Origin of the sequence: Promicromonospora sp. NFX87 (assembly GCF_048564965.1) — a bacterium.
GTDB lineage: Bacteria > Actinomycetota > Actinomycetes > Actinomycetales > Cellulomonadaceae > Promicromonospora.
In genome coordinates this window covers 1,174,506-1,199,809 of the sequence record NZ_CP183413.1, presented here as the reverse complement: position 1 = coordinate 1,199,809, position 25,304 = coordinate 1,174,506, and the positions used below count along the sequence as shown (strand labels likewise).

The 25,304-nt window shown below is 72.7% G+C and carries 23 protein-coding genes; 11 read left to right on the top strand and 12 right to left on the bottom strand.

The genetic code is table 11. The annotated features are described in order from the left end of the window. Positions 1-59 precede the first annotated feature (59 nt). Positions 60-1,394: an alkaline phosphatase family protein gene (locus ACNYC2_RS05315; RefSeq protein WP_419706021.1), complete on the top strand. Its 1,335-nt coding sequence runs from the start codon at positions 60-62 to the stop codon at positions 1,392-1,394. Positions 1,395-1,483: 89 nt separating this feature from the next. Here the strand turns inward: ACNYC2_RS05315 and ACNYC2_RS05310 are convergent, their stop codons facing one another. From ACNYC2_RS05310 to ACNYC2_RS05295, 4 genes are all read right to left on the bottom strand, one after another. Further along, the gene (locus ACNYC2_RS05310) at positions 1,484-2,143 is read right to left on the bottom strand and encodes a vitamin K epoxide reductase family protein (RefSeq protein WP_419706020.1); all 660 of its coding nucleotides are present in this window, start codon (positions 2,141-2,143) and stop codon (positions 1,484-1,486) included. 46 nt (positions 2,144-2,189) lie between these two features. Beyond that, entirely contained in the window at positions 2,190-3,449 is a 1,260-nt protein-coding gene (locus ACNYC2_RS05305; protein ID WP_419706019.1) for an MFS transporter, read from the bottom strand. A 79-nt stretch (positions 3,450-3,528) separates the two neighbouring features. Continuing rightward, positions 3,529-4,236 carry a metal-dependent transcriptional regulator gene (locus tag ACNYC2_RS05300; RefSeq protein WP_419706018.1) on the bottom strand — a complete coding sequence of 236 codons (708 nt, stop codon included), beginning with the start codon at positions 4,234-4,236 and terminating at the stop codon, positions 3,529-3,531. A gap of 9 nt (positions 4,237-4,245) precedes the next feature. Further along, the gene (locus ACNYC2_RS05295; protein ID WP_419706017.1) at positions 4,246-5,922 is read right to left on the bottom strand and encodes a metallophosphoesterase family protein; all 1,677 of its coding nucleotides are present in this window, start codon (positions 5,920-5,922) and stop codon (positions 4,246-4,248) included. Between the two features lie 113 nt (positions 5,923-6,035). On the opposite strand from ACNYC2_RS05295, the gene ACNYC2_RS05290 reads away from it, so the two are divergent. Next, the gene (locus ACNYC2_RS05290; protein WP_419706016.1) at positions 6,036-6,551 is read left to right on the top strand and encodes a hypothetical protein; all 516 of its coding nucleotides are present in this window, start codon (positions 6,036-6,038) and stop codon (positions 6,549-6,551) included. Positions 6,552-6,587: 36 nt separating this feature from the next. On the opposite strand, the gene ACNYC2_RS05285 is transcribed toward ACNYC2_RS05290, so the two are convergent. Beyond that, positions 6,588-7,325 carry a helix-turn-helix domain-containing protein gene (locus ACNYC2_RS05285; RefSeq protein ID WP_419706015.1) on the bottom strand — a complete coding sequence of 246 codons (738 nt, stop codon included), beginning with the start codon at positions 7,323-7,325 and terminating at the stop codon, positions 6,588-6,590. Then, a complete protein-coding gene (locus ACNYC2_RS05280) occupies positions 7,325-8,908 on the bottom strand; it encodes an APC family permease (protein WP_419706014.1) in 1,584 nt (527 codons plus the stop codon). The genes ACNYC2_RS05285 and ACNYC2_RS05280 overlap by 1 nt, the downstream gene beginning before the upstream one ends. 275 nt (positions 8,909-9,183) lie before the next feature. Between ACNYC2_RS05280 and ACNYC2_RS05275 the strand changes: the two genes are divergently transcribed. From ACNYC2_RS05275 to ACNYC2_RS05265, 3 genes are read left to right on the top strand one after another with little or no spacing between them, the layout of a single operon-like run. Then, positions 9,184-10,674 carry an APC family permease gene (locus ACNYC2_RS05275; RefSeq protein WP_419706013.1) on the top strand — a complete coding sequence of 497 codons (1,491 nt, stop codon included), beginning with the start codon at positions 9,184-9,186 and terminating at the stop codon, positions 10,672-10,674. A gap of 41 nt (positions 10,675-10,715) precedes the next feature. After that, positions 10,716-12,740: a primary-amine oxidase gene (locus ACNYC2_RS05270; RefSeq protein ID WP_419706012.1), complete on the top strand. Its 2,025-nt coding sequence runs from the start codon at positions 10,716-10,718 to the stop codon at positions 12,738-12,740. Further along, entirely contained in the window at positions 12,737-13,264 is a 528-nt protein-coding gene (locus tag ACNYC2_RS05265; RefSeq protein ID WP_419706011.1) for a hypothetical protein, read from the top strand. Before ACNYC2_RS05270 ends, ACNYC2_RS05265 begins: the two co-directional genes overlap by 4 nt. A gap of 31 nt (positions 13,265-13,295) precedes the next feature. Here ACNYC2_RS05265 and ACNYC2_RS05260 read toward each other — a convergent pair whose 3' ends face one another. Both ACNYC2_RS05260 and ACNYC2_RS05255 read right to left on the bottom strand, forming a co-directional pair. Beyond that, positions 13,296-14,126 carry a Ku protein gene (locus ACNYC2_RS05260; protein ID WP_419706010.1) on the bottom strand — a complete coding sequence of 277 codons (831 nt, stop codon included), beginning with the start codon at positions 14,124-14,126 and terminating at the stop codon, positions 13,296-13,298. A gap of 67 nt (positions 14,127-14,193) precedes the next feature. Beyond that, positions 14,194-14,517, bottom strand: a complete 324-nt coding sequence (locus tag ACNYC2_RS05255; protein ID WP_419706009.1) for a glutaredoxin family protein — start codon at positions 14,515-14,517, stop codon at positions 14,194-14,196. 126 nt (positions 14,518-14,643) lie between these two features. Here ACNYC2_RS05255 and ACNYC2_RS05250 point away from each other — a divergent pair, with 126 nt between their 5' ends. From ACNYC2_RS05250 to ACNYC2_RS05240, 3 genes are all read left to right on the top strand, one after another. Beyond that, positions 14,644-17,181, top strand: coding sequence for an ATP-dependent DNA ligase (locus ACNYC2_RS05250; protein ID WP_419706008.1), 2,538 nt, complete (start codon positions 14,644-14,646; stop codon positions 17,179-17,181). Between the two features lie 91 nt (positions 17,182-17,272). Beyond that, positions 17,273-18,274 carry an SMP-30/gluconolactonase/LRE family protein gene (locus ACNYC2_RS05245; RefSeq protein WP_419706007.1) on the top strand — a complete coding sequence of 334 codons (1,002 nt, stop codon included), beginning with the start codon at positions 17,273-17,275 and terminating at the stop codon, positions 18,272-18,274. Between the two features lie 74 nt (positions 18,275-18,348). Then, positions 18,349-19,272 (top strand): NADP-dependent oxidoreductase, encoded by a 924-nt coding sequence (locus ACNYC2_RS05240; protein ID WP_419706006.1) that lies wholly within the window; start codon positions 18,349-18,351, stop codon positions 19,270-19,272. A gap of 46 nt (positions 19,273-19,318) precedes the next feature. On the opposite strand, the gene ACNYC2_RS05235 is transcribed toward ACNYC2_RS05240, so the two are convergent. The 4 genes from ACNYC2_RS05235 to ACNYC2_RS05220 form a co-directional block, all read right to left on the bottom strand. Then, the gene (locus ACNYC2_RS05235) at positions 19,319-19,846 is read right to left on the bottom strand and encodes a GNAT family N-acetyltransferase (protein ID WP_419706005.1); all 528 of its coding nucleotides are present in this window, start codon (positions 19,844-19,846) and stop codon (positions 19,319-19,321) included. After that, a complete protein-coding gene (locus ACNYC2_RS05230) occupies positions 19,843-20,268 on the bottom strand; it encodes a VOC family protein (protein WP_419706004.1) in 426 nt (141 codons plus the stop codon). The genes ACNYC2_RS05235 and ACNYC2_RS05230 overlap by 4 nt, the downstream gene beginning before the upstream one ends. 65 nt (positions 20,269-20,333) lie before the next feature. Continuing rightward, a complete protein-coding gene (locus ACNYC2_RS05225) occupies positions 20,334-21,176 on the bottom strand; it encodes a siderophore-interacting protein (protein WP_419706003.1) in 843 nt (280 codons plus the stop codon). 19 nt (positions 21,177-21,195) lie between these two features. Beyond that, entirely contained in the window at positions 21,196-22,614 is a 1,419-nt protein-coding gene (locus ACNYC2_RS05220; RefSeq protein ID WP_419706002.1) for an MFS transporter, read from the bottom strand. A 60-nt stretch (positions 22,615-22,674) separates the two neighbouring features. Here ACNYC2_RS05220 and ACNYC2_RS05215 point away from each other — a divergent pair, with 60 nt between their 5' ends. From ACNYC2_RS05215 to ACNYC2_RS05205, 3 genes are all read left to right on the top strand, one after another. Continuing rightward, positions 22,675-23,241 carry an N-acetyltransferase family protein gene (locus ACNYC2_RS05215; RefSeq protein ID WP_419706001.1) on the top strand — a complete coding sequence of 189 codons (567 nt, stop codon included), beginning with the start codon at positions 22,675-22,677 and terminating at the stop codon, positions 23,239-23,241. Between the two features lie 76 nt (positions 23,242-23,317). Next, entirely contained in the window at positions 23,318-23,953 is a 636-nt protein-coding gene (locus tag ACNYC2_RS05210) for an N-acetyltransferase family protein (protein ID WP_419706000.1), read from the top strand. A 64-nt stretch (positions 23,954-24,017) separates the two neighbouring features. Continuing rightward, the gene (locus tag ACNYC2_RS05205; protein ID WP_419705999.1) at positions 24,018-25,235 is read left to right on the top strand and encodes a GNAT family N-acetyltransferase; all 1,218 of its coding nucleotides are present in this window, start codon (positions 24,018-24,020) and stop codon (positions 25,233-25,235) included. Positions 25,236-25,304: the final 69 nt, after the last annotated feature.

Below are 25,304 nucleotides of genomic sequence, written 5' to 3'. Positions count from 1 at the left end.
ATCCGACATTCGCTCGCACCTCCCCCGAAGTTCCCTCCTCGGGTGCTCGAATTGCCCGCATGATGCCCTCGTTGCGAAAGGTCCTCGCCACCAGCATCGCCGCCACCTTCGTGTGGACGGCCTCGACCGCCGCCGCCGCGCCGTTGCCCGCGGACGACGCCGACCCCACCCTCGCCTCCGCCTCCGGATCAGCCGGGAACGGCCCGGCCGACCACGTCGTCTTCCTGGCGCTCGACGGGTTCGACGTCGAATACCTCGACCTGGTCCGGTCCGGGACAGCACCCATGCCGAACCTGCAGAGCCTCCTGCGCCGGGGCAGCGTCACCACCTCGACCGGCGTGATGACCTCGATCACCAACCCGTCGTGGTCGTCCGTGGCGACCGGCGCCTGGCCGGAGACCCACCGCAACACCGCCTACTGGTTCGACCCGGCCACCGGCACGGCCAGGAGCCAGCAGCGGGACCTGGCCGTGCCGACCATCGCCCAGTCGATCCGCGAGCAGGGCGGCACCGTGTTCTCCGCGCAGTGGTTCATCCTGCAGAACTACGGCGTCACCTTCGGCGACCCGGACGGCCTCTACACCCAGCCGGGCGGCGACTGCGCCCGCCGCACCGACGACGCCGTCGCCGTGCTGCGCGGCGAGCCCGTCAGCTCGGGTGGGCAGCTCGTCACCACGAACGGCATCCCCGAGCTCATGACCGTCTACTGCGACACCCTCGACGCGATCGGGCACGAGGGCGGCGACGCGGACCCACGCATCCCCGGCGCCCTCACCGAGATAGACCGGCAGCTCGGACGCATCGTGCAGGCCACGAAGGACGCCGGGACCTACGGCCGCACCGCGTTCGTCATCACCGGCGACCACGGCATGACCACGTTCGAGGAGGGCTTCGGCGCGCAGGCGCTGGCGGCGGTCGAGGCGGCGGGCTTCGCTCCGCAGATCCTGACCAGCGGCCAGTCGCCGGCCCCGGGCACCGACGTCGCGATAGTCGTCGGCGGTGTCGCGGACGTGCGGATCATCGGCGAGCGCGCGGGTGATCCCGCCGCGATCCAGCAGCTCCGGGGTGCGCTGGAGGCGCTGCCGCAGGTGCGGAACGTCTTCGACGAGGACGACCAGCGCCGGATGCACATGAGCCCGAGCTACGGCGACCTCGTCGTCGAGCCGGAGCTGGGCTGGTCGTTCGGGGCCACGCCTTCCGGGCCGGCAGGCCGGCACGGCGCCACCACGGAGCTGCACGTCCCGCTGGTGCTGGCGGGCGCCGGCGTCCGGCCGGGCGTGCAGCCCTGGCGGCCACGCCACATCGACATCGCGCCGACGATCTCGGCGCTGCTGGGCTACGCGCCGCCGTCGGGCAGCGAGGGCAGGACGCTGCGCGAGTCGCTGCGCCGCTGACATGACGCGAGCCCCGGGCCCTGTCGTCCGACAGGATCTCCCGGGGCTCGCTTCCGCAGCCACCGCGATGGTGCGGCCTGCGTATCAGCCTAGAACGAAGCGACCAGGTCCCCGCCCACAGCGAGCATCAGCCACGCCACGGCCGCCACATAGCCGATGATCAGGATGATGACGTGGTTGCCCACGATCGCGTCCCGCAGGCCGGTGCCTACGCGCAGGTCACCCGACTGCACGCCCCGCACGATCTGGTACCAGAGCAGCGGCCACATGATGGTCCACACGATCATGCAGTAGATGCACAGCGCGATGATCACGTGGAAGCTCGTGTACATCAGGAAGAAGACGAGCGCCTGACCCAGCACGGTCCCGACCAGCAGCGACAGCCAGTACCAGCGCGGCAGGCGGGTGCCGAGCAGCAGCATCACGCCCGTCGTGATGACGACGGGGAACGCCGCTACGCCGAGGTACGGGTTCGGGAAGCCGAACAGCGCGCCCTGCCAGGAGGCCATTGCCGCGCCGCAGTCCACGAACAGGTTGATGCTGCACGACGCCGTCCGGTCCGGGTCGAGGAGCTTGAGGTACTTCTCCCAGGCGAGGGCGAACGAGGCGATGAACCCGATGCCGCCGAGCACCACCAGGAGCAGGCCCATGGTCCGCGCGCCGAGCGGCGCGGGGCCCGGCACGGCGACGTCGTTCTGGTCGTTGAGCGAGCTGTCCGACGACGTCGTGGTCGCCCCGGTTTCTGTCACCCGCGCAACGCTACCGGCGAAGCCTGGAACATTCCTGGGACCAAAGTCACAAGTTTGTCTCCGCGACCTGGTGCGCGACCCGATGCCGCCCGAACGCCAGGATCAGGGCGAGTCCGAGAACGGTGACCACTGCCCCGGCCCAGGCCGGGGCGAGGTAGCCCCAGCCGGCGTCGATCACGACGCCGCCCAGGAACGCTCCGGCACCGTTGGCCACGTTGAGCCCGGCGTGGCACAGGGCCGCGCCGAGCGACGGCGCGCCGGGCGACAGGTCCATGAGCCGGGTCTGGAACGCGAGGCCCAGGATCTGCGACGTCACACCGAGCAGGAACAGCGAGGCCAGCGCGGGCACGACCCAGCCTCCGGTCAGGGCGAACAGCACGAGCGAGGCGGCGGTCGTCGCGAAGCCAATCACCACGGCGCGCAGCACACCGCGGTCGGCCAGCCGGCCGCCGATCTGCATGCCCACGGTCATCCCGACGCCGAACAGCGCGAGCACCCAGGGCACCGCCCCACCGGGCAGGCCGGTCACGCCGGTCATGGTGGGGGCCACGTAGGTGTAGACCGCGAACATGCCGCCGAAGCCGATGGCGCCCGCCACGAACGCGAACCACAGGGGCACGTTCCGCAGCGTCGCCAGCTCGGTGCGCACCGAGCGCCCGGGTCCGCCGGCGGCGTCCGGCACGAGGCGCCAGAGCCCGAGCAGGGTCGCGATGCCGAGCGCACCGATCAGCACGTAGGACGTGCGCCACCCGAAGGTCTGGCCGACCCAGGTCGACAGCGGGACGCCGACGATGTTCGCGATGGTCAGGCCCGTCATCATGGTCGCGACGGCGCGCCCCCGCTGGGCGGGTCCCGCGACGGCGGCGCCCACGGCCGCCCCGACGCCGAAGAACGCGCCGTGCGGGAGTCCCGCGAGGAACCGGCCGACGACGAGCCAGCCGATGTCGGGCGCCGCCGCGGACAGCACGTTCGCGAGCGTGTAGGCCCCCATCAGCACGAGCAGCAGGCGCTTGCGCGACATCCGCGCCGCGGCGACGGTCAGCAGCGGCGCCCCGACGACGACGCCCAGCGCGTACGCCGTGATGGTGTGCCCCACCTGCGGGTCGGTCGCGCCGAGGTCGGCGCCGACGTCGGGCAGCAGGCCCATCGCGGCGAACTCGGTGGTGCCGATCGTGAAGCCGCCGACGGCCAGCGCGACGAGCGCGGGCGCCGCCCGGCGCATCGAGCTCCTGCCGGACGCCGCGTCGGGAGCAGGCTGGTCGGCAGCAGGCTGATCGGGAGCAGGCTGGGAGGGGCTGGTCGCCATGGGGTCTCCAGGAGTGTCGTATCGATTCGGGGGACCGTCGGCGACACCGGCGACGAGCAAGAGGGGAACGGAGAGGAGACTACTCCTGCGTGACCCACACGCGGGAAGCCGCCAGCAGGCCGAGATCGGCCACCCGCTCGGACGCACCGGCCGGCTCGCCGGCCGGCTGCCAGGACACCGCTACCGTGCCGGCGAACTCACGTCGCGTCGTGACCTCCACCCGCATGTCCAGGTCCAGGCCGAGCTCGGCGAGATAGCGCAACGCCTCGGGGTCGGCGTCGGAGATGCGGGCCACCGTGCCGACGTCGCCCGCGTGCATCGACGACAGGGGCACGGCGTCGGGGCGCACCACCGTGCCGTCCGCCGAGGGGATCGGGTCACCGTGCGGATCGCGCGACGGGTTGCCCAGCCGTGCGGCCATGCGTTCGACGAAGACGTCCGAGACCGCGTGCTCCAGCACCTCCGCCTCGTCGTGCACCTCGTCCCACCCGTAGCCGAGCTGGTCCACGAGAAAGGTCTCCAGCAGCCGGTGCCTGCGCACCATCACCAGTGCGAGACGGCGCCCGTCGTCGGTCAGGCGGATCGCCCCGTACCGCTCGTGCTCCAGCAGGCCCTGCCCGGACAGCCGGCGCACCGTCTCCGAGACCGTGGACGCGCCCACGCCCAGCCGGTCGGCGAGCTGCTTGGTGGTCACCTTCTCGTCCGACCACTCCTGGGCAGACCACACCGCCTTCAGATAGTCCTGGGCGACGGGCGTCAGCTCGGCCGGGTCGGTTGTGATCTCCACGCACCAAGCCTAGTTGTCCTGGGCGGACGGCGACGGGGACGACCCGATGCCGGACAGCACACCGCCGGTGTCGTCGCCGGGAACCTCGTCGGGCAGCGGGACCGGCGGTGGGAACTGCTGCCGCTCGCCCACCACGGCCTCGCCCTCCGTGGTGACCTCGACCAGCTGCCAGTCCACGAACTGACGGCGCTCGGGGTCGAACCGCAGCACGGTCATCTCCGACGAGTCCCGCAGCGGCCCCACCGACGTGTTGCCCTTCGTCGCCCCGCCGGTGCTGGCGTTCACGTACCGCACGCCGTACCCCACGACGTCCGGCCCGATCCGCTTGTGCATGTGCCCGGAGATCTGGAACGGCACACAGCCCGACTCCAGCGCCGCGTCGCCCACCGCCGGCTGGTGGACCAGCAGCAGGTCGACCCGGTCCTCCGCGGTGAACCCGCCGAGCCCCGGCTCCCCCGCCGCCTCGCACGCCACGTCCCGCAGCCGGTCGCCCGCCTCGTCCGGCGTCTCCTCACGGGCCATCACCGTCCCGCCACCGATCCGCGTCTCCAGCGGGTCCCGGTCGCCGAGGATGCGCACACCCTCCACCTCGACGACGGAGCCGTCCAGCACGATCTGCCGGTTCGCGAGCTCCGTCGCGGTCGTCAGGCGGGAGTCGTGGTTGCCGTCCGAGACCACGAACGGAACACCGTCGGGCACGGCGGACGCGAACGAGTCCACGCAGACCGACTCCACGCTCGTCCCGTTGATCGTCGTGTCCCCGGCGTTCAGCATGACGTCCGGCCTCAGCCGGTCGGCCAGATCACGGATGAGCGGCGTCATGCCGGTGTTGCAGTGCAGGTCCGAGACCAGCAGGAACGTCACGTAGTCGGTTCCGGCCGAGGTGCCCGACGCCGACCCCGTCGGCTCCGACCCGGCCTGCGCCGCCTCCTCCTGGGCGACCCGCGCGTCCCACGCCTCGTTCAGCCGCTCGCGCGCGCCCGCGTAGAACACCTCGTTCGCCTGGTACGTCTCGACGAGCTGGCCGCTGTACGTGTCGATGACGCTCGCCAGCCGGCCCGTGATGCGCGCACCCTCCAGCGCCGTCCCCGCGAACACCGGCGAGGCGGGCAGCGCGGCCCTCTCCTCCGGCCCGGCGCTCGCCGTGACGGTCGCGGCAACGAGCACGGCGACGAGCACCCCGCCGGTGATCTTCCCGGTGCGCGGGGCGAGCGTCCGGCCGAGCTCCCGGCGTCGGGCGGGCCCGAGCAGGGCGCGCAGGCCGAACCCGGCCACGACCAGCACCACTGCCGCCACGCCCGCGCCACGGACCGCGTCCCAGATCAGCGCCCACGCGACGGTCCGTACCGTCTGCTGCGGGCTGTCGAAGAACTGGAGGTACCCGTCGAGGTCGCCCACGAGCGCGTCGAAGCTGGCGGTGTCCACCGCCGAGAGGTCGGCGGGGATCTCGTGCACGGTGATCCGCACCCCGAGCGTGAACGGCAGCGGGGAGTCGGTGACGACGGTGCCGAGCGGGCCGAGGTCCGCGACCAGGCTGTCGTCCGCGGTGACCGAGTACGTGGCCTCGTGCGGGCCGAGGCTCAGGTCTGCCTGCGCGGTGGTGATCCCGAACGTGAGGGCCACCAGGGCTGCGGCTACGCCGGCCAGGGTCCAGCGCAGCCAGAGGGGCGGTTTGGTACGACTCATCGGCTCTACCTTGTCATGGGGTGCGCCCACCCGCGGCTTACCCGGCGAACGGCTGTCCAGCACCTCCGGCGGGTCGGTGACTCGTCTGCCAGGGCGGACGGCACGATGGCCCGATGTTCACGCTCGAATCCGTCTGGCGCCCGGCCGCACCTGTGGCGCGCGTCTGGTCGGTGCTGGCCGACCCGCGGTTCACCTGGCCCGACTGGTGGCCCGGGCTCACCGCCGCGGCGACCCGGCCCGTCGTCGGGCCGGACGGGCTGGCAGCGGCCGGGACCTGGGCCGACCTGCGGGTCCGGAGCCCGCTGGGGTATTCGCTACGGTTCCGGCTCGATCTGCGGCGGACGACGGCGCCGTCGGACGGCGAGCCGGGTCGCGCGCTGCTCGACGTGTCCGGTGACCTGGCGGGGAGTGCCGAGGTGACGGTGCGTGCGGCGGGGCTCCCGACGGGCTCGACCAGCGGGCCGTCGACCGGCGAGACCTCGACGGAGGTTCAGCTCCTCTGGCAGGTGTCCCCCGTGCCGGCCTGGTTCCGTGCCACGTCCCGGATCGCCCCCGGACCGCTCGCCTGGGCGCACGGCCGCGTGATGCGCGCGGGCGAACAGGGACTGGCAGCACGGCTCGGCTCGTGACGACACCGCCCCGGCGGCCACCGCGCTCGCCGGGAGTCAGGCCAGCAACGGCCCCAGCTCGGCGGCGGCGGGCGCGAGCCGGCCGTCGACCTCGGCCACCCCGGGCATCCGGTCCTCGGGCACCACGAACACGAGACCGGCGATCGGGCGGCCGAGCTCGTCGAGGACGGTGACGCCGACCGCAGCCCACCTGTTGTCCTCGCGTGCGGCGGACCTCGCTCCGGCGGCCAGCTCACCACAGACGCCGTCGACGGCCTCACGAACCTCCGGTTCGGGGACGAGCGGGAAGTCGGGGTCCTCGTCGACCACCGCGCGCACCACGCCGTCCAGCCGGATGAGGTGGATCCCGCCACGCAGCCCGGCGCGCAGCCGGTCCAGCACGAGCCGCGCCGCGAGCGGCGGCCGCGGCGCGGGTGGCGGGAACAGCGCGGCCACCCGGTGACCGAGCGCGAACCCGCGCAGGTCCGGCAGCCGCACGAGGTACTCGTCCTCGGTCAGCACCTGCACCAGGCGATACGTCGTCGCGCGGGAGAGGCCGAGCGCGGCGGAGATCTCCTGACCGGTCACCCCGGCCCCGGACGCGGCCACGCACTCGAGTACCCGCAGTGCGTGCCGCACGGCACGCGGCTGACGCCCGCGCAGCTCGTCCTCACTGACGGTGGCTGAGCTGACGGCGGCGGCGCTGACTGCGGCGGAATCGCTCACCGCGGCCCTGTCGACGAGCCCGAGCAGCCGCGCGGCGGCGTCCGGGCTGCCGAAGATGGGCCGGCTCATCAGGCGGCCGCCGAACCACCGGACGGGCCGGAACCACCAAACGGACCTGAACCGCCGAACGGACCTGAACCGCCAGGGAACCGCGGCGAGCGCGCCCGGTCGTCCGCCCGCCCGGCATCGAGGAGGTCGGTGACGACAGCCTCGTCGTGGACGCCCAGCCGTCGCCTCAGCCGGGGAAGCCGGCCGAGCCGGGACAGCCCCGTCGCGACGCCGACCGCCAGGAGCGCGAGGAATGCCCAGACCCCGGCCTGGCGGGACGTCCCGCTCTGGACCACGAGCATGACGACGAGCGAACAGGCCAGCAGCGCCGCGGTACCCGCGGCGAGCACGACGGGTCGCCAGGTCACCTCGTCGATGCGGCGCAGGAAGACCGGCACGGCAACGCACACCAGCACATAGGCGGTGATGTACCCGCCCGCCGACACGACGAGGAGCGCCTGCATCGTGGACCACAGGTCAACGCCGAGCAGCACCGCCGCGACCGGGACCAGCGTCACCAGCGGCATCGTCGCCGCGAGCGCCCGCGCGGGGGTGCCGTGCACGGCGTGCGCGACGCCGAACGACCGCGGCGCCAGCTCCTCGCGCCCCATGGTGAACAGCACGCGGACCAGTGCGGTCGACGAGGCGATGGCGCAGGCGAAGAACGACGCGGTGATACCGACGTCGAGCACCGGACCGGCCCAGCTCACGCCATAGGCCGCAGCGAGCTCGTTGGCCGGGGAGCGGGCGCCAGCGAGATCGAGACCGAGGCCCGAGTACCCCACGAGCTGGCTCACCGACGCGCCCAGGTACAGCAGTCCGGACCCGAGCGCGGTCCAGGTGACGGCACGCGGCACGGCGCGGAACGGGTGTTGCGCCTCCGCGCCGAGCGTGGCCGCGGACTCGAAGCCCACGAACGCGGTGAGCGCGATCGCGGTGCCGACCGCCACGTCGGCCGGACCCGTACCGGGCTCGGGAAGCGCCGCGCGGACGGCGGCAGCGGGGCCGGTGTGCAGGAGCATCGCGAGGACGAGGATGGCGAGGAGCGCCACGGAGACGACCTCGACGACGAGCGTGATCCGGGCCGAGCGACGGATGCCGCGCAGGAGCACCCACCACACCGCCGCGCCCATCAGGAGCACGACGACGACCGCGGGGGCCGTTCCCGCGGCCTGGGCCGGCACGAACCGGCCGATCAGGAGGTGCGCGTACCAGCCGCCGCCGGCCAGGGAGAACATGGTGATGAACCCGTAGCCCAGCAGCATGGCCACCCCGGTGACCACGCCGGCGCGCGGGCCGAGGCCGCGCACGACGAACGTGTACAGCGAGCCGGTTGCCGCGATGCGCCGCGTGAACTGGTTGACGCAGGCGGCGACCGCGACCGCGAGGACGAGCGCGACGCCGAGGGCGAGGGCCGTCGACCCGCCGGCCACGGTGGCCACCAGGAGCGGCATGGTCGTCGCGGCGGCCGACGGCGCCACGGCCGACAGCGACTGCGCCACCACGTCGGTGAACGGCAGCGAACGCCGGGCCAGGCCGTGCACCGGGGAGCGGGTCCCGACGACGGGCCGCCGGGTGCGCACCGGAGAGGTGGGTGTGGTCATGGGCGCTCCCTCCGTCGTCCGGCCGATTCCAGCCGAGCCGTCCAGCCGAGTCGTCCGGCCGAGTGCGCGGGAGCCTAACAACGGCCTGTTGCGGCGACAGCCGGGGAGTGTTTCCGCGGTGTGACCCTCAACGAGACACGTGCACCGGCGGCGTCTCGACCGCCTCCGACCAAGGTTTACGGGCCCGAGACGGCAGAGCAACCGCCGCGCCGGAGTCTGGTGGACGACACGCTCGACGCTCTGTCTCACCCTCGGTCCCGCCCCTGGAGGTCCCCATGTCCGCTCCGATCCGGACCGGCTCGTCGCCGGCCGACACGGGCCCCGTCACCGCCCCCCGCGCGCTCACCGGGAAGCTCGGCCCGCTCGCCATCGTCTTCATGGTGGTCGCCGCCGCGTCGCCCCTGACCGTGGTCGGCGGCGCGGCGCCGCTCGGCATCCTGCTCGGCAACGGTGTCGGGTTCCCCGCCCTCTACGTCGTCTCCGGCGTCGTCCTGCTGCTGTTCTCGGTGGGTCTGGCGGCGATGACGCGCGTGGTCCCGCGGCCGGGCGCGTTCTTCACGTTCGTCGGCTACGGCCTCGGACGGCGGGCCGGCCTCGGCGCCGCCTATCTCGCCCTGCTGACGTACACCACCATCCAGGCGGCGGTGTACGGGTACATCGGATACATCCTGTCGGTCACGTCCGCCCAGCTCGGCCTGCCGGAGCTGCCCTGGTGGCTGTGGGCCCTGGCGGTGGCCGCCCTCGTGGGCGTGCTCGGCTACCGGCACATCGACCTGTCGTCCAAGGTGCTGGGCGTCCTGCTCGTCGGGGAGATCGGCATAGTGCTGGCGGTCGTCGCCGGCGTCGTCATCACGGGCGGCGACCAGGGACTGTCCATGGCGCCGTTCGAGCCGGCCAACGTGTTCTCCGGGTCGCCGTCCGTGGGGCTGACGTTCGCGATCGCCGCCTTCATCGGCTTCGAGGCGACGGCGATCTTTCGTGACGAGGCGCGCGACCCGGCCCGCACCATCCCGCGCGCCACCTACGCCGCCGTCATCGGCATCACCGTCTTCTACACGCTCGCCTCGTGGGGTCTCGTCATGGCCTGGGGCCCGGACAACGCCGTCGACGTCGCTGCCGCCGACCCGGGCGGGATGATCCTGACGACGACCGCGAAATACCTCGGCACTGCCGGCGAGGTGATCATCAACGTCCTGCTGATCACCAGCATGTTCGCGTGCGTGCTCAGCTTCCACAACGTCATCACGCGCTACCAGCACACGATGGCGAACGCCGGCCTGCTGCCCGGCGCCGTGGGCGCCGTGCACGCGCGGCACCTCTCCCCGCACCTGTCGTCGCTCCTCCAGTCGGCCACCACGGTCGTGCTGGTGGCCGTGTTCGCGCTGGCCGGCCTGGACCCGGTGCTGGAGGTCTTCACCTGGTTCGCCGGCGTCTCCACGCTCGCCATCGCGATCCTCATGGCCGTCACGAGCCTGGCGGTCATCGTCTGGTTCCGCCGCACGCGGCAGGACGCGCGGGCATGGAACACCGTGGTCGCGCCGGTGCTCGGCCTCGTCGGCCTGACGGGAGCGGCGGTCGCGATCGTCGCGTACTTCCCGCTCCTGGTGGGCGACGTCGACGCCGCGGGCGACCAGCGGTTCGGCACGACCAGTGCCGTCCTGCTCGCCGTCATCGTGCTCAGCCCCGTCGCCGGCTGGGTGCAGGCGGTCGTCCTGCGCCGCCGTCGACCCGAGACCTATGCCCGCATCACCGAGGCCATCGGCTGACGCCGGACCTTCCGACGCCGAGACTTCCAGAGGAGAACACCATGACTGCCACGCACGCCATCGCCCCGACCTCCGTCACCACCCATCCGCTGGCCACCCTGTCCGCCGACGAGATCACGGCCGCGGCCGCCGCCGTCGGCTCCGCCGGCCTGGTCGAGGAGACCACGCGCTTCGTCTACGTCGGGCTGCTGGAGGCACCGAAGGCCGCCGTCCTCGCCTGGGAGGCCGGGTCCGGAGCCCTGCCGCCCCGGCAGGTGCGGGTCCAGCTCCTGGACCTGGCCACCGGCGTCCAGCGCGACACCGTCGTGGACGTGACCACGGGTGCCCTCGTGTCCCAGGAGGTGCTCGACACCGCCGAGGTGGGCCAGCTGCCCATCCTCGACGAGGAGTTCGAGATCGTCCCCGAGATCGTCGCGGCGTCGCCCGACTGGCTGGCCGCCCTGGCGAAGCGCGGCCTGGACCCCGCCACGGTGGTGACCGTGCCGCTGTCGGCCGGCGTCTTCGGCTACGCGGACGAGGTCGGCAAGCGCATGGCCCGCGTCTTCGGGTTCCGTCAGGACCACGAGGCCGACCACCCGTGGGCGCATCCCGTCGACGGCCTGGTCGCGTACGTGAACCTCACGACGCGCGAGGTCACCCGCGTCATCGACCACGCGGTCGTGCCCGTGCCCGCCGAGCACGGCAACTACACCGAGCCGGACCTGGCGGGCGCGCCCCGCACGACGCTCAGGCCGATCGAGATCACGCAGCCGGAGGGCCCGTCGTTCCAGGTCTCCGACGACGGCCTGGTCACGTGGGCAGGCTGGCAGGTGCGGGTGTCGTTCGACGCGCGCGAGGGCCTCGTGCTCCACCGCATCTCGATCGACGACGCGGGCGAGCAGCGCTCGGTGGCCTACCGGGCGTCGATCTCCGAGATGATCGTCCCCTACGCCGACCCGTCCCCGACCCGGTTCTGGCAGAACTACTTCGACACCGGCGAGTACCTGTTCGGCCGGTACGTGAACTCGCTGGAGCTCGGCTGCGACTGCCTGGGCGAGATCCGCTACCTCGACGCCGTCCTCGCGGACGAGCGGGGGCTGCCCCGCGTGGTCGAGAACGGCATCTGCCTGCACGAGGAGGACTACGGGGTGCTGTGGAAGCACTCCGACATCTTCACGGGCATCAACGAGACGCGCCGCCAGCGGCGCATGGTCATCTCCTTCTTCACCACGGTGGGCAACTACGACTACGGCTTCTACTGGTACCTGTACCTGGACGGCACCATCGAGTGCGAGGCCAAGCTGACCGGCTTCCTGTTCTCCTCGGCCTACCCGGGCCCGGGGCCGGACGGCGAGCCCTACCCGTACGCGTCCGAGGTCGCTCCAGGCCTGGGCGCCCCCTACCACCAGCACCTGTTCTCGGCCCGGCTCGACCTGGACGTGGACGGCACGGCCAACGCCGTCGACGAGATCGAGGCCGTGCGCGTACCGACGGGCGAGGGCAACCCGTTCGGCAACGCGTTCACTGCGAAGCGCACGCGACTGACCTCCGAGGCCGGCGCCGCCCGTCGGGCCGACGGTTCGGTGGGCCGCACCTGGCACATCAGCTCGACCGAGCGCACCAACCGCCTCGGGCGCCCGACGGCGTACGTGCTGCACGCCCAGGACACCCCGACCCTGCTGGCCGCCGAGGGCTCCTCCGTCGCGGCGCGCGCCGCGTTCGCCACCCAGCACGTGTGGGTCACGCAGTTCGCCGACGACGAGCGGTACGCGGCGGGCACGTACGTCAACCAGCACGCCGGTGGCGACGGCCTGCCCGCGTGGCAGGCCAAGGACCGGCCGCTGGAGGGGCAGGACGTCGTGCTGTGGCACACGCTCGGGCTCACGCACTTCCCGCGGCCGGAGGACTGGCCGGTCATGCCCGTCGACTACGCGAGCTTCAAGCTCGCGCCCTACGGGTTCTTCGACCGCAACCCCACCCTGAACGTGCCCGCGTCCGCCTCGGCGCACTGCGCACCGGCGGCGGGGGCCCAGTGCTGCGGCGGAGCGCACGGCGGGGAACCCTGCCCGCACCAGCACGGCGCGTGAGCGCGGCGGTGCTCCATGTCCTCGCCCTCGGGCCGGCGGTGCTCGCGGTAGCGTGCACCCCGGCCCGGGGCAGGGGCGGCCGCGTCGCCCTCACGACGGGGCTGCTCATGCTCGTCGCGATGGCCGACGTGGCGCTCGTCCCCGGCGGGCTGCCGGACCTGGCCTGGGCCGCGGCGCTGCTCGCGGCCGCGGTCGCGCTGGCCGGGACGCTGCGCCACGCGCCGGATGCCGAGGCGGGCTGCCGCGCGCACGTGCTGCACGTGGGCTGCCTGCTCGCGATGGCGACCCTTACGACGGCGATGGCCGGGCCGACTGCAGTGGGATCGGCAGCGGGATCGGCCGCGGCGGCGCACCACGCCACCGGCGTGGACGCCCTCACCGCGCTCGGGCTGGGCACGGCCGCCGCCTTCGTCGTCGCGAGCTGCGTGGCCGCGGCAAGCTCCGGCCGGCGGACGGCGGACCGCGTGGGCGCTCTGGCCGGCGCGGGTTCGGTGGCGCTCATGGCGGCCGCCGCCCTTGCCTGAGGAGCAGCCTCAGGAGTCGCCTGGAGAGCGCCTACCCGGTCTTGCGACGGGACTTCTTCGGCGCCCCGCGGGACTTCTTCGACTCCGCGACGCTGCGCTTGAGCGCCTCCATGAGGTCGACCACCTCCGCGCCCTCGCCGTCCCCCTCGGCGGCCTCGCCGAACGTCGCCGCCGTGTCGACGGACTCGCCCGACTCGAGCTTGGCCTCGACGAGCTTGCGCAGCTGCACCTGGTACTCGTCCTCGTAGTCCTCGGGCGTGAAGTCCGCCTCGAAGCTGCTGACGAGCTGCGCCGACATCGTGAGCTCCTTCTCGGAGACCTTCGCCGGCTCGTCGAGCGACGGGAACGCGGCCTCGCGGATCTCGTCGGCCCACAGGAGGGTCTGCAGCACGAGCACCTCGTCGCGCACACGCAACGCGGCCAGCCGGGTGCGCTGGCGGAGCGCGAACTTCACGACGGCGGTGCGGTCGGTCTCCTCCAGCGTGCGGCGCAGCAGCACGTACGCCTTCGTGGACTTGGAGTCGGGCTCGAGGTAGTACGTCCTGTCGAGCATGATCGGGTCGATCTGCTCGCTGGGCACGAACTCCACCACCGAGATCTCGCGGTCCCGTTCGGCCGGGAGATCGGCGAGATCCTTCTTGGTGAGCACGACCGTGCGCTCACCGTCGTCGTAAGCGCGGTCGATGTGCTCGTACGGCACCACCTCACCGTCGATCTCGCACACACGCTTGTACCGGATACGTCCACCGTCGGCGTCGTGTACCTGATGCAGCGGGACGTCGTGGTCCTCGGTCGCGCTGTACAGCTTGACCGGAACGTTGACGAGGCCGAAGGTCACGGCGCCCTTCCAGATCGCCCTCATCTTTCTATAGTGCGCCCCAAGCGCACCACATGCCCAGGTTTCGGTCTGGGCCGACGATCGCCGACGGTCAGAGGCCCGCGCGGTCCAGCTTCGCGCACAGCTCCGCGTTGGTGGGCTCGACGAGCTGCTCGCCGTCGGGGAACACCAGGACCGGGATGGTCTTTCGCCCGGTCAGGGCCTCGGCCTCGTCCGCGCGGGTGGGGTCGGCGGCGAGGTCCACGTAGACGTACTTCACGCGGCGGACGTCGAGCACCGCCTTGCTGCGGCGGCAGTCGCGGCACCACTCGGCGCCGTAGACGGTGAGCTGCTGAGGTCGGGCGATCGAGGAGGTGTCGCCGGCAGTCGCCCGGGGCGCTGCCAGCACGTCGATCGCAATGCTGTCCGAAATCACTCGCCGGAGCCTAACGGAGTCCGCGCCGCGGTCACGACCCTCTGCGACGTGATCTCGGCGACGTCGTCCCCGCGTCACCTCCGCCACTCCTGGGCAAGGGAACGCGAGCGGCGGCACCATGGTGTGATGGCGTCCACGCAGCAGACGGTCATGGTCGAGGGGCACCGCCTGCGTCTGAGCAACCTCGACAAGGTGATGTACCCGGCGTCGGGCACCACCAAGGGTGAGGTGCTGCACTACCTGACGCAGGTCGCGCCGGTGCTGCTGCCGCACGCCGCCAACCGGCCCGCGACGCGCAAGCGGTGGCCCGACGGCACCGGCGGGCAGATGTTCTTCCAGAAGAACCTCGACGCCTCGACCCCCGACTGGGTCAAGCGCCGGTCGATCCAGCACAAGACGTCCTCCAACGACTACGTGCTGGTCAACGACCTGGCGACCCTCACGTGGCTGGGCCAGACAGCGACCCTCGAGCTGCACACCCCGCAGTGGCAGTTCGGCCGCACCGGCGCCCGCCTGGACCCCGACCGCCTCGTGCTCGACCTCGACCCCGGCCCCGGAGCGGGCCTCGCCGAGTGCGCGGAGGTGGCCCGCTGGGCCCGCGAGATCCTGCAGGGCATGGGCCTGGAGCCCTACCCCGTGACGTCCGGGTCCAAGGGGATCCACCTGTACGCGGCCCTGGGCAAGGCGCAGGACACGCGCCTCGGCTCCGACGCCGTCTCCGCCGTCGCGCACGAGCTCGCCCGGTACCTCGAGGCCGAGCATCCCGACCTCGTCGTCAGCGACATGAGCAAGAAGCTGCGATCCGGCAAGGTGCTCGTCGACTGGTCGCAGAACAACGGCAGCAAGACCACCATCGCGCCCTACTCCCTGCGTGGACGCGAGCAGCCGTGGGTGGCCGCGCCCCGCACCTGGGAAGAACTGGAGGACCCCGGCCTGACCCAGCTCACGCCCGAGGAGGTGGTGGCGCGCATCGAGGCCGACGGCGACCTCCTCGCGCCCCTCCTCGAAGGCCACCTCTCAGCGCTGGAGCCGACGACGGAGCGGCTGGCCACCTTCGAGAAGCTGGGGACCTACCGGGCCAAGCGGGACCCGGCGAAGACGCCGGAACCGTTCGGGCCGGACGGGGCGCCGGTGGTCGAGCTTGTCGAGACCCAGGTCTCGACAAGCTCGACCACCGGTGCGCCACCCGCCTTCGTCATCCAGGAGCACCACGCCCGCCGTCTGCACTGGGACTTCCGCCTCGAGCACGACGGCGTGCTCGTCAGCTGGGCACTCCCCCGCGGTGAACCCACCGACCCCGCCAAGAACCACCTCGCCGTGCAGACCGAGGACCACCCCCTGGAGTACGGCGCCTTCGAGGGCACCATCCCGGCCGGCGAGTACGGCGGCGGGGAGGTCACCATCTGGGACTCGGGCACCTACGAGCTCGAGAAGTGGCGCGACGACGAGGTCATCGTCACCCTCCACTCCGCCGAGCGTGGCGCCCGGCGCCTGGCCCTGATCCGCACCGGCGGCCGCGACGGCGACGCCGAGAACAACTGGCTCATCCACCTGACCAAGTCCCAGCCAGGCTCCCCCGAACCGTTGAGTGCTGGATCTTCGCCCTCCGCGAGGGGTCGAAAGGGGCAAGAACCCAGCACTCAACCGAGCAAGAGCGAGAGGGTGCGGCGGCCCATGCTCGCCACCAACGCCGCGCCCGGCGAGCTCACCGAACCCGACGACTGGATGTTCGAGATGAAGTGGGACGGGTTCCGCACCCTCGCCCACGTCCAGGACCCCGAGACGGTGCGCTTCATCAGCCGCTCCGGACAGGACCTCACGGTCACCTTCCCCGAGCTGGTGGCGCTCGCGGGCCAGGTCGACCCGGACCGGCTCCCCGTCGTGCTCGACGGCGAGATCGTCGCCCTCGACCGGGACGGCCGACCCGACTTCCGCCGCCTCCAGCAGCGCGCCAACCTCCGCAAGGAGGGCGACGTCGCGCGCGCCAGGGCCCGCGTCCAGGTCGACCTCATGCTCTTCGACGTCCTGACGGCCGACAGCGACGACGTCACCCGCGAGCCCTGGACGCAGCGGCGCGAGCTCCTCGAGTCCCTCGTCACCCCGCACGCCCCCATCCACCTCCCACCCGTGTTCGACGGCGACCTCGACGCCGCCATGCGCACCTCCCGCACCCTGCGGCTGGAGGGCGTGGTCGCCAAGCGCCGCACCTCCACCTACGCGGAACGACGCTCGCGGGAGTGGCTCAAGCTCAAGCACAGCGCCATGCAGGAGGTGGTCATCGTGGGCTGGCGCCCGGGCCGGGCGAACGCCTCGGTGATGGGCTCCCTGCTCATGGCGGTGCCCGAGCAGGACGCGGACGGCGACGGCCTGCGCTACGTCGGCCGCGTCGGGACAGGTTTCACCGAGCGCGAGCGCCGGGAGATCACCGCCCAGCTGCGGGCGATGGAGCGCAAGACGCCGAGCGCGTCCGGTGTACCGAAGGAGGACGCGTCGGACGCGCGCTGGGTGACGCCCCGGCTGGTGGGCGAGGTGACGTACGCCGACTGGGTCGAAGGCAGCGACGGCGCATCGGGCGAGCGGCGGATGCGGCACTCGGTGTGGCGCGGCTGGCGGCCGGACAAGTCGCCGGACGAGGTGGTGGCGGAGCTGCCCGGGCAGGCGTGAGGCGGTACCCGCTTGGCACACTTTTACTGAACATTCCTATTCTTCCGCGGGCCACCGACGTACCGTGTTGCGCGACGGACGGAGGACACGGATGTTCAGCTACCCCAAGCGTCTGGCCGCCCCTACGGCCATCCTTGCCGCGATCACGCTCGCGGCCGTCCCGGCGACAGCGGTCGCCGCACCCGGAGCCGCCCCCAGCGACTCCACCGCACAACAGCTCGCGCCGCAGCTCACCCACGGCCTGCGCGACCCCTTTCCCCAGATCGAGCTCCCGGACCGCATCGAGCTGCCCGACGGGTTCCAACCCGAGGGGATCACGACGGCGGGCCCGGTCGCCTGGTTCGGCTCGCTCGCCGACGGCGACATCTACCGCGCCGATCTCCTGACCGGCGAGGGCGAGGTGATCAGCCAGGGCCCGGGCACGCCCTCGGTGGGGCTCACCGTGGACGCTCGCGGTCGCCTGTTCGTCGCGGGCGGCCCGGACGGCGGCGCGCGCGTCGTCGACGGTCGTTCGGGCGAGGTCCTCGCGACGTACGACCTCGGCGGCGGCTTCGTGAACGACGTCGTCGTGACCCGCGACTACGCGTACTTCACCGACTCGCAGCGCGCAGTCGTCCACCGGCTGCGCCTCGGGCCGCACGGCCGGCTCACGGACACGCACGACGAGCTGGCCCTGCACGGCGACTGGGAGCAGGTCGACGGGTTCAACGCCAACGGCATCACCACCGCGCCCGACGGCAAGAGCCTGCTCGTCGTGAACTCGACGACCGGCGACCTCTTCCGGGTCGACCGGGACAACGGGCATGCGGACCGGGTGGACCTCGGCGACGAGCGGCTCACCAACGGCGACGGGATGCTCCGGACCGGTCGCACGCTCTACGTCGCGCAGAACACCAGCAACCAGGTGGCCACGCTGCGGCTCGACCGGACGGCGTCGGAAGGCCGGGTGGTGCGGACCCGCACCAGCGACGACTTCGACACGCCCACCACCATCGCCCGCTTCGCGGGTGCGCTGTACCTCCCGAATGCCCGGTTCACCACGACACCCGAGGACGACACCGAGTACTGGGTGACGCGCCTGCCGCTGCACTGAGCGGTCGGCCGCGGGCCCCTGCCCCACCCGGCGGTCGCGGAATAGCCGCGTCCGTCGGGCGGGTTGTCGCTGGCATGCGAGCCATCACGTATTCGAAGTTCGGCAGTGCCGACGTCCTCGAGCTCACCGAGCAGCCCGACCCGCACATCGGCCCCGACACCCTGCTCGTCCGGGTGAAGGCGGCGTCGGTCAACCCGGTCGACTGGAAGGTCCGCGAGGGCCGCCTGGAGGGCCTGCTCGACACGGTGTTCCCGGCGGTCCCCGGCTGGGACGTCGCGGGCGTCGTCGAGCAGGTGGGTCTGGACACCCCGGAGTTCCAGGTCGGCGACGAGGTGTACGGCTATGTGCGCAAGGACGTCGTGCAGGGCGGAACGTTCGCCGAGCTCGTCGCGGCGCCCGTGCGCACGCTGGCCCGCAAGCCCGAGTCGCTGAGCTTCGAGGAGGCGGCAGCGGTGCCGCTCGCGGGCCTCACCGCGTACGAGGCGATCCAGCGTGCCGGGGTCGCCGAGGGGCAGACCGTGCTGGTGCACGCCGCGGCCGGCGGCGTCGGCGCGTTCGCCGTGCAGCTCCTCAGGGCGCTGGGCGCGCACGTCGTCGGTACTGCGAGCGAGGCGAACCACGTGTTCCTGCGCAAGCTCGGCGTCGAGCCCGTCACCTACGGCGACGGCCTCGCCGACCGGGTCCGCGCCGTCGCGCCCGACGGTGTCGACGTCGTCCTCGACTTCGTCGGCGGCGGGGCGGTGGCCGCGAGCGCCGAGCTCCTGGCCGACGGCGGCACCATCGCCTCGGTCGCCGACCCCACCGCCCGTACCGAGCACGGCGGGCACTACGTCTGGGTGCGTCCGTCCGTCGCGGGCCTCGACGCCCTCACCGCGCTCTTCGACGCCGGCAAGCTGACCGTGGAGATCGCTCAGGTCTTCGACCTGGCCGACGCCGCGGACGCGCACCGGGCCAGCGAGACGGGCCACACGCGCGGCAAGGTGGTCGTCCGGGTCTGACGCCGGGCGCGGTGCCCGCGGGAGGACCGGCCGGGTGCGGGGGCTGTCAGTCGAACACCGGCGGATAGCCGATGACGCCCCGCAGCCCGGGGTCCTTCGCGTCGTAGGCGGGCAGCAGGTAGACCTGGGCCGCCTCGGGCGGGGCCCAGTCCGGCAGGTGCATGGTGATCCCGTGGTCGCGGGCCGGGAGGAAGCCGAGCGCGCCGTAGTACTTCGGGCTGCCCTCGAGCACGACGTACGGCTCGCCGGCTGCCTCCGCTCCGGCGAGGGCGGCCCGCACCAGGGCGGCACCGATGCCGCGGCGCTGGTGCTCGGGGCTGACGGCGAGGGGCGTGAGCATCGCTACCGTGCGCTCGCCCGCACTGTTGGTGACGGTGCAGCCGTCGATCATCACGTGGCCGACGACCTCGCCGTCGGCCACCGCGACCAGCGCGAGTGCCGGCCGGTAGATCCAGGACTCGCGGACCCGGTCGACGCCGTCGGCGACCCGGTCCTCGCCGAACGCCGTGACCAGCACCTTCCGGATCGCCGCGAAGTCCTCGGGCCGCTCGGGCCGGATCTCCCAGGCGCTCATGCGTCGGCCGCTTCGGTCGGCGCCTGCTGGGCCGCGGTCTCGGCCTCTGAGCGCAGAACACAGAACTCGTTGCCCTCGGGATCGGCAAGGGTCACCCAGCCGGTGCCGGGGCCGTACTGCCCGCGGTGGTCGCCGAACACGGTGGCGCCGTGCGCGATGAGTCGTTCGATCTCGGTGTCCCGGAGGTCCACCCGGGGGCGCAGGTCGAGGTGGAGCCGGTTCTTGACCGACTTGCCCTCCGGTACCTCGATGAACAGGACGGGCACCCCCTTGCCTGCGGGGTCGACGATCATGCACTCGTCGTGGCCCGGCAGGTTCGGGTCGCCGGGCACGTCCTCGTACCCGATCACCGGTTTCCACCACTGGGACAGCGAGTAGGCGTCGGCGCAGTCCACGGTCAGGTGCGAGATGAAGGAGGTCACGCGGCGACCCTGGCACACCCACCCCGCCCCACCAACCCTTTTCCGCGCCCGTCCCCGCCCTCAACTCAGCCCGGGGACGAGCGGCCGTGCCGCCAGTAGCCCACGAAGTCGACCTGCCCCTTCGGGACGCCGCGCTCGTTGACCAGGTGCCGGCGCGCGCTGGTCGCCAGCGACGACTCACCGACGGCGAACGCGTACACGTCGGTGACCGGCCCGGCCAGCTCGAGCTCGTGCAGCTCCGTGAGCGCGGCCTGGCCCGGGACGGCGTGCGCGTCGGACCGCACCACCCACCGGACCTCGACGCCCGACGGCGCCCGGAACTCCTGCTTGTCCCCGGCTGTGGGGACCTCGATGACGGCGGTGCCGCGGGTGTCGTCGGGAAGCGACTCGCAGATGCCGGCGACGGCGGGCAGCCCGGACTCGTCGGCCACCAGGAGCGTCCAGCCGTGCTGGTGGCTCACGTCGAAGGTGATGCCCTGATCGAGGATGCCGACGCGCATCCCCCGGTCGGCGGCCTGGGCGAAGCCGGCCCCCGGACCCGAGGCGTGCTCAGGGTCGCCAGGGGCGTCGTCCTCTGCGGCGTGCAGCACGAAGTCGACGTCTATCTCGTTGAGGTCGGGCCGCGCGGCCCGGACGGTGTAGTTGCGCACCCAGGGCCGCTGGGCCTTCGGGGTGGTGAGGTACTCCGCGTACCAGAGCCCCGAGGTGCGCTTGGGGAGGCGCAGCATGTCCTGTCCCGCGCGCGGCAGGAAGAGGCGGAACCACTGGTCGTAGCCCGCCGGCGTGAGGTGGGCGAGGTCGTCACCGCCCAGCGTCACGCGCATCATGTTCGGCGTGACCCGCTTGGTGTTGACGACCTCAGCCATCACGACGTGCGGATCGACCGCTTTGCGCCCCTTGAATGCCATGCGCTGAGGTTAGGCACACCTAAGTCGGTTTGACCAGTGTCTGGTTCGGATCCACCCCACGTGCGTTCCGGATCCCTGCCAGGGACAGCAGCCCGCCGACCACCAGCAGGGCCGCTGTCACCAGGAGCGCGCGGTGGAACGAGGCGACGTCGAGCACGCCGCCGGTGATGATGCCCGCGAACGCCACGGTGAGCAGCCCGGCGACCCGCGAGACCGCGTTGTTCACCGCGGAGCCGATGCCGGCGTCGTGGGCCGGGACGGCACCGAGGATCGCCGCCGTCAGGGGTGCCACCGTGATCGAGAGGCCGAGGCCGAACACGAGCTGGCCGGGCAGCACCTGCGTCGGGTAGAACGCGGTCTCGTCCATCGAAAGCATCAGGAGGAAACCGGCCGCCGCGACGATCGGGCCCAGCGTCATGAACAGCCGCGGCCCGTACCGGCCGGCGAGCGTGCCGAACCAGGCGGACAGCAGGATCATCGCGAGCGTGGTCGGCAGCTGAGCCACCCCGGACCACGTCGCGGAGTACCCGGCGACCTGCTGCAGGAACAGCGTGAGCACGAAGCCGCCCAGCGAGAGCGCACCGTAGATCGCGAAGGTCGCGAGGTTTCCCCACGCGAAGTTCCGCGCCTCGAACAGGCGCAGCGGCAGCATCGGGTCCGCGGCCCGCCGCTGGTAGAGCACGAACGACACCAGCATCACCGCACCCACGAGGACGGACACCAGGATCACCGGCGAGGTCCACCCGAGCCGCTCCCCCTCGATGAGCCCGAACACCACGCCCGCCAGGCCGAACGCGGCCAGCGCGGCCCCCGGGACGTCCACCCGCCGGCCGGGCTCGCCCTCCCCCGCGGGCACCCCGCGCAGCAGCCAGAGCGTCACGGCGATGACCGGCACGTTGATCCAGAACACCCAGCGCCAGGACGCGAGGTCGACGAGCATGCCACCGACGAACGGGCCGACGATCATCGCGGCGGTCGTCCACGACGTCCACCGGCCGATCGCACGGGACTGCGCCTCACCACCGAACGTCGCGACGATCAGGGCCAGCGAGCTCGGGACCAGCAGGGCACCCGCCACCCCCTGGAGCGCACGGGCGATGACGAGGACGGGCCCGGTAGGGGCGACCGCACACAGCACCGAGGCGATCCCGAACCCCACGAGCCCGGCCGCCAGCACCCGGCGCCGTCCGTAGACGTCGGACACCGAGCCGGCGACGAGCATCAGCGCGCCGAGGGTCACCAGGTACGCGTCGACCACCCACTGCTGCAGGGCCAGGTCCTCCATGCCCGCACCGCCGAGCTCCCCCGCGATGGCGGGCAGCGCGACGCTCACGACCGTGCCGTCGAGGAACGACACGAACGAAGCGAGGACGGCGACGAGGAGCACCCGTCTCTGGAGCGTGGTCACGGGCCACACGCTATGCCCAGCCACCGACATCCACCCCCGGCCAGCCGGACACGGCTTCGCACGCAACCGGATGTCGGGCACGATCGGGACATGGACCTGACGATCCGGCCCGCCACACCCGACGACGCGGCGGCCTGCGCGGACATCTACGGCCACTACGTGCGCAACACCCACGTCAGCTTCGAGTCCGAGCCACCGGGCACCGAGGAGATGGCGCGGCGCATCGCGAGCTGCACGGCCCGCCACGCGTGGCTCGTCGCGGAGGCCGCCGGCGCGCAGGTCGCAGATGCAGCAGCCGGTGGGCAGGACGTCGTCGGCTTCGCCTACGGTGCGCCGTACTCGTCGCGCGAGGCCTACCGCTGGTCGGTCGAGACCAGCGTCTACCTGGAGCCCGGCCGCCGCCGGACGGGCGCGGGCCGGGCGCTCTACGAGGCCCTCTTCGACCGGCTCGCCGAACGCGGGTACCGCCGCCTGGTCGCGGGCCTGGCCCTCCCGAACGATGCCAGCCTCGGCCTCCACGTCGCGCTGGGCTTCGAGGTGGTGGGCACGCTCCGCGAGATCGGCTGGAAGCACGGCCGGTGGCACGACGTGATGCGGCTGCAGAAGGACCTCGCGCCCGGCCTCGAAGGCGCACCGCCGTCGGGCGAGCCCGGCTGACCTACCCGCTCGGCCCACGGTCGTCAAGCCCGCGCTGCGATCATCGCGTCCGGCCTGTTCAGGGCAGGATCCGTGCATGGACAGCATCGTCCGCGTCGCGACTCCAGACGACGCCGCAGCCTGCGCCGCCATCTACGCCCCGTTCGTCGCCGACTCGGCGGCGACCTTCGAGACCAGCCCGCCGGACTCCCGCGAGATGACGCGCCGGATCGAGCGGTTCTTCGGCCGCGAGACCTGGCTGGTGCTCGAGGCGGACGGCGTGGTGGCCGGCTTCGCGTACGCCAGGCCGTTCGCGGACCGGCCGACGTTCCGGTGGACGCTGGAGACCAACGTGTACGTCGCCGCCGACCACCAGCGGCAGGGCGTCGGTCGCACCCTCTACAGCGCGCTCCTCGCGCGGCTCGCGCGCCGCGGGTACCACCGCGCCATCGCGAGCATCGTGCTGCCGAACGACCCGGCCATCGCGCTGCACGAGGCGGCGGGCTTCCACCGTGCGGGCTCGTTCGAGAAGATCGGCTGGAAGCTCGGCCAGTGGCACGACGCGGTGCTCTTCCAGCGCGACCTCGTGCCCGACGACGGCTCAGCCCCCGGGGACCGCCGGGCCGACGCGGAGCTGCCGGGCCTGCTCACGCCGGAACCGCTCGAGGTGACGCGCACGCCGCTGTTCCGGCCCCACCCCGCGGAGGAGCTGGTCACCTACTTCGGGGACTGACAGCCGGAAGCTCGGCCTGGATTTCCGATGGATGCACGCGGGCCCGTTGCCTAGGGTCGCCTCCATGAGCCTCACCGTGCGACCCGTCGAGTACGCAGACCAGCCGGACTACACGCGCCTCGGCGGAGAGGCGTTCGGCACCCCGAGCGACGGCCGTCCGGTCCCGACGCGCGAGGAGTGGGAGGCCGCCGGCTTCCGCGAGTGGGGTGCGTTCGACGACGACGGCCTGGCCGCACGCCTGCGCGTGTACGGGTTCACGTCGTGGTTCCACGGCGCACGGGTGCCGACGGCGGGCATCGCCGGGGTCGCCGTCGAGCCCGAGCGGCGCGGGTCCGGCCATCTCGGCCGCCTCTTCGACGCCGCCCTGGAGCAGGCGCGGGAGCACGGCGAGGTGATCTCCACGCTCTACCCCACGGCGCCGGGCATCTACCGCGGGCTCGGCTACGAGGTGGTCGGCTCGTTCGACGACGTCGACGTCCCCCTGCTGAACCTGAACCGCGTGGCGGCGCCGGAAGGCGTCGTCACGCGCCGGGCGGGCATCGCCGACTTCGAGGCCATCGTCGCCGTCCACCACCGGTGGGCCGCCGCCCAGAACGGACCGGTGTCGCGGGCGGAGAAGCCGTTCTGGACCCCGCCCGAGAAGTTCTTCGCCGACTACACGGGCGTCACCCTCGCGATCGACACGACCCAGGGCGCCGCGGGCGAGGTGATCGGCTTCGCGAGCTGGATCCGCGGCGAGGGCTACACGCCCGCCACCGCGCTCATGGAGGTCGACGACCTGATCGCCCTGACGTCCGACGCCGCCCGCGCCCTGTGGCGCACCATCGGCAGCTTCTCGACGGTGGTCGGCACGGCGCGGGTCTCGACGTCGGGCCTCGATCCCGCGTGGCTGGTGCTGCCCGACCTGACCTCCACGGTGCACTCGGCCCACCCCTACATGCTGCGGATCCTGGACGTGGCCGGGGCGCTGGGCGGCGTCCGCTCGCCGCTGGAGGGGGCGCGCGTCCCGTTCGCGGTCCGCGGTGCGCGGGATCTCGACGGCGCGTGGACGCTCACGGTGTCCGACGGCGTCACGCACCTCGAGCGCGACACTCTCGCGGTCGAGGACGCGCACCACGAGCGGCCAGTGCTCAGCCCGAACGGGCTGGCGCTGCTGTACGCGGGCGCGCAGTCCGCGGCGAACCTGCGGCTCGCGGGCCACCTGACCGGCGCCCCGGACCACGACGCGACGCTGACCGCCCTGCTCCCCCACCGCCAGCTCCACGTCCGCGACTATTTCTGACCCTGATCCCGGCCCAGGATGGCGACGGTTGACCATGCACTTGCTGCCAGGACCGGGGCATTCTTGGCA